Origin of the sequence: Vibrio sp. S12_S33 (assembly GCF_963889785.1) — a bacterium.
Classification (GTDB): Bacteria; Pseudomonadota; Gammaproteobacteria; order Enterobacterales; family Vibrionaceae; genus Vibrio; species Vibrio aestuarianus.
Genome location: NZ_CAWPQZ010000019.1, coordinates 53,566 through 62,558 on the forward strand (window position 1 = coordinate 53,566; position 8,993 = coordinate 62,558).

At 42.2% G+C, this 8,993-nt stretch carries 8 protein-coding genes and 1 pseudogene; 6 read left to right on the forward strand and 3 right to left on the reverse strand.

Annotation, left to right across the window (positions count from 1 at the left end; genetic code table 11):
* Positions 1 to 60: 60 nt before the first annotated feature.
* On the forward strand, positions 61 to 825 hold the full coding sequence (locus AACW06_RS10740; protein ID WP_192075048.1) for an MlaA family lipoprotein: 765 nt from the start codon (positions 61 to 63) through the stop codon (positions 823 to 825).
* 42 nt (positions 826 to 867) lie between these two features.
* Here the strand turns inward: AACW06_RS10740 and AACW06_RS10745 are convergent, their stop codons facing one another.
* From AACW06_RS10745 to sodB, 3 genes are all read right to left on the reverse strand, one after another.
* Positions 868 to 1,539, reverse strand: coding sequence for an SDR family oxidoreductase (locus tag AACW06_RS10745; protein ID WP_192075049.1), 672 nt, complete (start codon positions 1,537 to 1,539; stop codon positions 868 to 870).
* Positions 1,540 to 1,727: 188 nt separating this feature from the next.
* The gene (locus AACW06_RS10750; protein ID WP_168786603.1) at positions 1,728 to 2,228 is read right to left on the reverse strand and encodes a VC2046/SO_2500 family protein; all 501 of its coding nucleotides are present in this window, start codon (positions 2,226 to 2,228) and stop codon (positions 1,728 to 1,730) included.
* Positions 2,229 to 2,349: 121 nt separating this feature from the next.
* Positions 2,350 to 2,934 carry a superoxide dismutase [Fe] gene (sodB, locus tag AACW06_RS10755; protein ID WP_053311781.1) on the reverse strand — a complete coding sequence of 195 codons (585 nt, stop codon included), beginning with the start codon at positions 2,932 to 2,934 and terminating at the stop codon, positions 2,350 to 2,352.
* 347 nt (positions 2,935 to 3,281) lie between these two features.
* Between sodB and grxD the strand changes: the two genes are divergently transcribed.
* The 5 genes and pseudogenes from grxD to AACW06_RS10785 all read left to right on the forward strand — a co-directional run.
* On the forward strand, positions 3,282 to 3,614 hold the full coding sequence (grxD, locus tag AACW06_RS10760; RefSeq protein WP_053311780.1) for a Grx4 family monothiol glutaredoxin: 333 nt from the start codon (positions 3,282 to 3,284) through the stop codon (positions 3,612 to 3,614).
* 83 nt (positions 3,615 to 3,697) lie between these two features.
* Positions 3,698 to 5,638, forward strand: a complete 1,941-nt coding sequence (locus tag AACW06_RS10765) for a DNA topoisomerase III (RefSeq protein ID WP_192075050.1) — start codon at positions 3,698 to 3,700, stop codon at positions 5,636 to 5,638.
* 668 nt (positions 5,639 to 6,306) lie between these two features.
* On the forward strand, positions 6,307 to 7,365 hold the full coding sequence (rsgA, locus tag AACW06_RS10775; RefSeq protein WP_192075051.1) for a ribosome small subunit-dependent GTPase A: 1,059 nt from the start codon (positions 6,307 to 6,309) through the stop codon (positions 7,363 to 7,365).
* 127 nt (positions 7,366 to 7,492) lie between these two features.
* Positions 7,493 to 8,134 (forward strand): GNAT family N-acetyltransferase, encoded by a 642-nt coding sequence (locus AACW06_RS10780; RefSeq protein ID WP_192075052.1) that lies wholly within the window; start codon positions 7,493 to 7,495, stop codon positions 8,132 to 8,134.
* 128 nt (positions 8,135 to 8,262) lie between these two features.
* A pseudogene (locus AACW06_RS10785) lies at positions 8,263 to 8,993 on the forward strand (IS630 family transposase); the annotation flags it as partial.

Sequence of the window (8,993 nt, forward strand, 5' to 3'; positions counted from 1 at the left end):
AATATACTTAGAACAGGATAGGCCGATGCAGTCATCGGCCTTTTGACATGGAAATTGAATATGATAAGCCGAATAGGCCGAGCCACATATATTACTCTACTATTTTTCCTTCTAGTAGGATGTGCTAGTGCGCCAGATTCAAATTCACCGCAATTAAGTGAATCCAGCCTTGAAGATCCATTCGAAAGTTTTAATCGTTCAATGTGGACTATTAACCACGATTACCTCGATCCTTATATTGTTCGTCCGATCTCCATTGCTTATGTAGGTTACATTCCGGTACCAATAAGGAATGTCATTGCCAACGTGTTATCTAACCTTGATGAGCCATCAAGCATTATCAATAATTTACTAATGGGTAATGGTGAAAAAGCCGTTGACCACTTAAATCGCTTTTGGCTGAACAGTACACTTGGCTTACTTGGTATGATAGATATCGCTTCTGAAGCAGGTATCACTAAACACAATGAGAAAGCATTCAGTGACGCAGTAGGGCACTATGGGGTAGGGAATGGCCCCTATGTAATGATACCTGCTTATGGTCCCTATACTATCCGTGAAATAACGGATGTCGTAGACGGTATGTATGTCCCGTTATCCTATCTGAATATATGGGCAAGCTTAGGCAAATGGGCATTTGAGGGAATGGAAAAACGGGCGTTGCTCGTATCACAAGAATCGACACTTGAGAATTCACCAGATCCTTACTCGTTGACACGTGATGTCTATCTACAAAGACAAGATTTCAAAGCCGAGATTGACAACCAAACCTTTGATGAATCAGAAGAAGATTACCTTGATGATTATTTAGAAGAAGGTTTTTGATTGTCCGTATATTCGATGTCGGCATGGCATACAACCATACAACTATGCCGACATCACTCTACCGCTGAAATATTCATTAGCAACAATATATTCTGTATTACGAATTAATTCGTCTTGCATTTCAGCCCAATGAATTTGCTCACCAAGATTGCTGTTTGATGTAGCTACCACGCCTCCAACTCTTATATTGAACGGGGTTAGCTCTTTGGCCCAACTTTGGGTAAAGCCAGACACCATTGATTTCGCATTTTCAATCCCCGACAAGTCATACTCTTCATTTTGTGAAACCACATTAACAATTACCCCATGTTTATTGCTTTGGCGCATTCGCTCAGCACTGACTTGACCAAAGATAAACAGCGTTGATGCCATCATGGCCAGTTTCTGGATGAACAGCTCGGCATGCTGTTCCCCTATCAGAGATGGTAAAGGGGCATTTGGCCAGTTATTGACCAGAACATCTGGTGCACTTTGGTACGTATCATTAATATAGTCAAGAAGTTGATTGATGCTATCTAAGGAGTAGTCCGGCGTATGATAGTAATGCACATCATTCGATATCGCATGGCAACGAGTGAATGTTTCTATTAGCCCATTTTCATCTTGGTCACATAAAATAATTTTTGCACCTAAATGGGCAAAATGAACAGCCAGAGTACTGCCTAGTATTGAGCTCGCTGAAGTGATTAATACAATTGCACTTTTTATATCCATTGGGTGCCTCACCCTATTATTTGTGTTGTCGTTCTCGATGGATTTCGTCTGTATAGGATGGTTGATTAGTTATGGTCGCGATGTGAATAGCATCAAATAACGCGCTCTGAAGAGGTATGGTGTGCTGTTTTTTTGCTCGGTCTCACATTCTACAATGGATAATGTCGTTTGGTATTGTACCTAAGATACTAAACTTGAGTACGGATCTGATCGTGTCGATGTGCGACCGCTAACTGGACATATAAATCTGCAGCAAGCAATTCAGTTTTAGGTGCTGATAGATGGCGCCGTTCATGCCCAGACAAATTCAAATAAACCTCTTCCGGGAAATTATGTGTATCTTCAGGTAAATAAGTGAGCACTTCAGGCTTTAAGTAATGACTCAGCTTAGCACTAGCTAGCCCACCGTGATGAAACAATTCGGCTTGCTTTGCGGAAACCGTGTAGGACGTAGAGTCAGAGCGCAAGGCTTGAGGATCGCAGAGCTCAAACCTTTTACGTAGTAATTCATCGCTAGTGGGCGGGTTCTCTATTCGCTCCACTGGGGTATTATCACGAACATCGTTAGAGAACATTGACAAGATGAGAGCAAAATCAGCCCGACGCCCTTGCTGTACGGCATGACTGAGGCCTGTGCCGAATTGAAGCTCGTTAATAATACTGGCTTTATCTAATGTATGTACTTGCATTTGCCTCTCCAACCGATGCACTTTTAACGGCTAGGATGCAGATAACTTTAGATTAAATAATAAAAAAGCCTGCGGGGAAGCAGGCTTATCATATGACTAAATGTAAATCCTAGGGAAAGGATTATTTTGCTAGGTTTTCTGCTACGAATGCCCAGTTTACCAGTGCCCAGAAACCGTTCATGTAATCAGGACGTAGGTTGCGGTAATCAATGTAGTAGGCGTGTTCCCATAGGTCAACCGTCAGCAGTGGTGTTACACCTTCTTCAGTTAGCGGTGTCGCTGCGTTTGAAGTGTTAACGATATCTAGAGAACCATCTGCTTTTTTAACCAACCAAGTCCAAGAAGAACCAAAGTTGTTGATTGCAGAGTCTGTGAATTTTGTTTTGAATGCTTCAAAAGAACCAAATGCAGCATTAATTGCGTCAGCAACAGCGCCAGTTGGTTCACCGCCTGCGTTTGGCGCTAGACAGTGCCAATAGAAAGTGTGGTTCCAGATTTGAGCTGCGTTATTGAAAACACCACCAGTAGAAGTTTTGATGATTTCTTCTAGAGATTTGCCTTCGAATTCAGTTCCAGGAATAAGACCATTTAGCTTAACAACGTAAGTGTTATGGTGCTTACCGTGGTGGAAATCTAGAGTTTCAGCTGAGATATGTGGTTCTAGAGCGTCTTTAGCGTAAGGAAGAGCTGGTAATTCAAATGCCATTGCTCGATTCTCCATAGTATAGAAAGAGCTTTCTCTTTCGGTTGCTTCCAATGTTATTGTGATATTCGTCGATATGACTGACTTGCAAATCATTTTAGCAACTTTTTACTTTATTAAAACCCTAATTTTTAAAAATTGTTGCATTATCGTGAGTATAAAAGTTTGGCGTCACGGTTAAGTTGCTATTGATAGTTTTCATATTTTTAAGTTTGGCTTATGAGCAAAACTGGTGAATGTGGCTATTTCAACGAAAATACCCCACATATCCACAAATAATATGTGCTTTATATTCTCCACTAATGATTTAGAATGGCGTAGAGACAATCTCCATCCATGAAGAGGAAGCAATGGAAACTATCGACAAAATCAAACAGCAACTTGAAGAAAATACTATCCTTCTGTATATGAAAGGTTCTCCAAAATTACCAAGTTGTGGATTTTCTTCGCAAGCGGCACAAGCTTTAATGGCGTGTGGCGAAAAGTTTGCTTATGTAGATATTCTACAAAACCCAGATATCCGTGCTGAACTTCCTGTATATGCACAGTGGCCAACGTTTCCACAGTTGTGGATCGAAGGCGAGCTTATCGGTGGTTGTGACATCATTCTAGAGATGTTCCAAAAAGGCGAATTGCAGCCATTGATCAAAGAAGCAGCAGCACGTGCAGGAAATGAAGAATAACACTGTACAAAATCACAGTTTTTCTTGATTTTTTAAGGCCACATTGGTTAATGTGGCCTTAATTGTATTTGCCGAATGTGTTTATGACTCGTTTATTTATTGCCGAAAAGCCAAGCTTAGGGCGAGCGATTGCTGATGCCCTGCCTAAGCCGCATAAAAAAGATCAAGGTTTTATTCGTTGCGCCAATGGCGATATCGTAACTTGGTGCATCGGGCATTTACTAGAACAAGTTGAGCCAGACGCTTACGATCAACGCTTCAAAAAATGGAATATGCTCGATCTACCGATTATTCCGGCACAATGGCAACTTCGGCCGCGTAAAACATCGAGCAAACAACTGACGGTTATTCGTAAGCTGCTAAAAGATGCCACACAAATCATTCATGCCGGTGACCCAGATAGAGAAGGGCAGCTACTGGTTGATGAGGTGATTGACTATTGTAAAGTCAGCCAAACCAAGAAAGACCAAGCACTACGTTTGCTTATCAGTGACTTAAACCTACCAGCCGTGCAACGTGCTTTGAAACAGATGCGCAGCAATCGAGATTTTATCCCACTTTCGGTTTCAGCTCTGGCTCGTTCACGAGCTGACTGGCTGTATGGCATGAACATGTCTCGCGCTTATACACTGCTTGGGCAAAAAGCGGGTTATCAAGGTGTATTATCGGTGGGGCGAGTGCAGACTCCGGTACTTGGGCTGGTAGTGAGAAGAGATGAAGAGATTGAAAATTTTATTCCTCGTGACTACTTCACTCTTGATGCTCTTATTCCGTATCAAGATGGGCAGGCGGCCTTTGACATTCGCGCCCGTTGGAAACCCAGTGAGGCTTGCCTGCCATGGCAAGATGAAGATGGACGAATTTTAAATCGCAAACTTGTCGAAAATGTGGCTAACCGAATAGCAGGGCAACCGGCCAAAGTGATTGAGTCTGAGCAAAAGCAAACTAAGCAAGCTCCACCTTTACCGTACTCGCTCTCTGCACTGCAAATTGATGCGGCAAAACGTTTCTCCATGAGTGCTCAGCAGGTGCTAGATACGTGTCAGTCATTGTACGAAAAGCATAAATTAATCACCTATCCGCGCTCTGATTGCCGATATTTACCATTGGAGCATTATGCTCAGGCATCCTCAGTCACTCAAGCGATTACTAACAATGCCAAAGATCTTACCACCGCCGTAAATGGTGCAAATTTATCGCTGAAATCGAAAGCATGGAATGATAAAAAAGTGGAGGCTCATCATGCGATTATCCCCACCCCAAAACAGGCATCTGTGAATGCATTGTCGAGCTATGAGATGAATGTCTACCAGCTTATCGCACGTCAGTATTTAATGCAGTTTTACCCAGCAGCGATTTATGCAGAAGCTAAATTGGTATTTGATATTGCTGGTGGGATCTTCATTGCGAAAGGGCGGCAACTGATTTCTACAGGCTGGAAAATACTTTTAGGCAAAGTGGAAGAAGATGATGGTGGTGTGGATAGCGTCCCTCCCTTAAATGAAGGCACGGTTCTTACATGTCGAGAGGGAGAGGTTAAAGATCGGAAAACCGAGCCACCACGTTATTTTACAGAAGCGACATTGCTGCAAGCCATGACAGGTATTGCTCGTTATGTCGAAGACAGCGAACTAAAGAAAATTCTGCGTGAAACCGATGGCTTAGGCACAGAGGCAACCAGAGCGGGTATTCTAGACACATTATTTAAGCGTCAGCTATTAACACGACAAAATAAGTTGATCATGAGCTCCGCAGCTGGGCGAGGGTTAATTCATGCATTGCCTAATGAATCGACTTACCCTGATATGACTGCCCATTGGGAGCATCAACTGCATGCGATGGCAGAACGAGGCCAAGCCTATCAGCCGTTTATGCAAGTGCTGCAAGAACGCATTACTCATATCATGGAACAGGCTAAATCAGGGCCTGTGCCGGAATCACTGCGTTCTTTACCAAAAGTAGAACGCCCAGCTTTTAAGCGCAGTCGTGCACGTCGTAAAGGTAAGGTTGCCTCCAAATTATGATGCTGTATGCAGCATCCACCTATCTTATTCGACCTAAACAACTTCAGGCGATAAATAGTGGCTTGGCAGTTTGTGGATCGCGATTTTTAGTGCATTGAAACAACGTTCATCAATGGATGTATGTAAATTTTCTTCCATGATCTATAGGGTTTTAGGAATGGGGATTGCCCCACGATAAGGTCTTTCTGTGGTGATAATACGCAAAGTACAGCAACAAAGACCATTGCACACTGCTTGGGTCGAGACGCTCAAGCAGATGCTCACTTCATCGAAACAGAGACTATGGATGCAAGGATCTTTTGTTGAACCGGATGGATTTTTTAAAGGTCTTAAGCTGGTGGGTATTACTATTAATCTCAGCACTAAGAATTAACCGTGTAACAACAAACTTGACAAAAGTTCGCATTGGTGAAAAAGTTACGAGGTTTTTAGTAACCAAACAAGAGAGGAATAAGATGATTGTAACTAATACCCACCCGGCACAAGAAGGCGTTAAGGCTTAATTTAACCACCTGTCGCACTACGACTTAACTAGTACATCCCCTTCTATTTGCCCGGTGATCTCAAACCGGGGTCTCGTTAGTGCTTTATAGCATTGACACTGCACATATTTCAGTCAGTACCCGACCTCATACTTTGTTTATGCTGTTTTTGCAGTAGGTACTATCATGAATTCTATTTTTACTCATCCAATCACACTGACACAACTTGGATGGCAAGCTTACTTTACCCAACAATTGACGCTAGAAGATTACGATAATTGCACCGTTGGCCGCGTAATTGCCCAGCACAAAAGTGGCTATATCGTCACGACTGAAGCGCAGACGTTTCATCTTGATGTTCATATCCAACAGCCCTCCATGACAGTCGGTGATTGGCTGTTGCTAAAGAATGAAACACTTCAATTTAAACGTTTGTTGGAGCGAAAGTCACTATTTAGGCGCAAAGCCTCAGGACCAAAAGTGAAAGAGCAGTTGATCGCTGCTAATGTCGATACCCTGTTTATCGTCTGTTCGCTTAACCACGACTTCAACTTAAGCCGCATTGAGCGCTATCTTGCTCTGGCAAAAGAAGCCAAAGTGGAGCCAGTGGTGGTGCTAACCAAAGCTGATCTTTGTGACGACGCCGAAGAAAAGCGCGGTCAGGTACAAAAGCTCGACACTTTACTTATCACTGAAGTAGTTAACGCCCTTGAAGCAGAAATGCTACAAGGGCTACGCAGTTGGTGCAACTCCGGGCAAACCATCGCCTTTATGGGCTCATCTGGCGTGGGGAAATCAACCTTGATCAACACCTTGCTAGGCGAGCAGGCTCTGAAAACCAGCAGCATACGTGAAGACGATAGCAAAGGCCGCCATACCACGACTTATCGCATGCTGTTACCGCTTCCTGAAGGTGCTCTATTGATGGACACACCGGGAATGCGCGAGTTACAGCTAACGAGCTGTGAAGAAGGCGTGGCAGAAACTTTTGCTGATATTGATTCGCTTGTATCACAATGCCGATTTTCCGATTGTCAACATCAATCAGAGCCAGGTTGTGCAGTACGCGCAGCGATTGAAACCGAGCAAATTGATCAAAGGCGACTAGATAACTACAACAAACTGCTCCGAGAGCAAGCCAGAAATGGCGCAACCTTAGCAGAAAGACGTAGCACTGATAAGCAATTTGGCAAGATGTGTAAAACGATCATGTCCACTAAAACACGCGCAAGAAATAGCGCTTAAAAATCAAGCAAGTAGTTACAACTATCTTGAAAAATACCTTAGGTCACTCAGATATGACACATTAGCAATATACCATGAGTGCTTTCGGAAGAAATGTAACTAGACAGAAGTAGGATGCACCAGCTATATGAATATACGATTAGAAACAAAAGATGATTACACCCAAGTTGAAGAGCTAACAAGAGAAGCCTTTTGGAATTTATATTTCCCTGGATGTAATGAACACTATTTGTGTCACATATTACGTGAGCACAAAGATTTTATTAAGGAACTTACTTATGTAGTAGAACTCGATGGTAAAATAGTTGCTTCCATTATGTATACACACTCTTATTTATTTGATAATGATGAAGAAATAATCCAAACGGTATCTTTTGGTCCTTTATGTGTTCATCCTGATTATCAACGAAAAGGTATTGGATCGGCATTAGTTGAAAAGACAAAATCATTGGCCATAAATATGGGCATGCCAGCAATTACTATTTACGGAGACCCACACAATTATTGTAAACATGGCTTTAAAAACGGAATTGATTATCAAGTAAGTAATATGGATGGTGAATACCCATTGGGATTACTCGTTCTTGAACTTCAGCCCGGATTCTTTGGGGACAAAAAGTGGAAAATGCAGCAAAGTGATGTATTTAATTTTGATCAAGGTGAGGCAAATGAATTTGATAGAAAATTTCAAGAAAAGGAAGAAAAATATCAATATACTCAAGAACTATTTAAAATGTTGATAAGATCGTACTTAATAAATAACAACTAATATATATATCGACTGGACATTAGGCATTGAGGTTTTCATAAGTTTCGTCTAATGTCCATTCTTTCTTATATACCTGTAATCATTGAAGATGCTTGATTTCTCATAAAATCAGGATCATGCTATGCACCATGAAAATAATACTGACTCCTCAACAGAAACAACAACTCGAAATGATGCACGATTCAACTCGTGATGGTCGAGTGCGTGACCGCATCAAAGCGGTTTTACTCGCGTCTGAAGGTTGGAGTCAGGCTATAATTTCTCAAGCTCTTCGCATTCACGAATCAACCGTAGCTCGTCATCTCAGTGATTATGTTCTCTCTGAAAAACTTAAGCCTGAAAATGCTACATCATCACGGCTTCTCATATAAGAAGCCGAAAGGTGTACCACACAAGTTTAATCCAGAGATACAGCAAGCCTTTATCGAACATCATAACGAGACGCTAAGAAACAGCGAAGACCCCGTGTTATTCATGGATGCCGTTCATCCTATGCAGTCAACAAAACTCAGTTATGGCTGGATACGAAAAGGCCAAAACAAAGTGATTGAGACAACAGGCAGTCGAACTCGCCTTAATATCATCGGTGCGTTACCACTTCAAAATATTGGTGCAACGGTGACAGAAACGTATGACACGATAAACAGCGAGAGCATCGTTCGTTTCTTCTGGAAGCTCAAAAAGGAGCATTACCCTTTGGAGCAAAAAGTTCACTTAATTCTTGATGGTGCCGCCTATCATCAGTCAAGGCTGGTGAAAAATGCGGTAAAAGTGCTCAATATCGAGCTTAATTACTTACCACCTTACAGTCCAAATTTAAATCCAATCGAGCGGTTATGGAAAGTGATGAATGAGCATG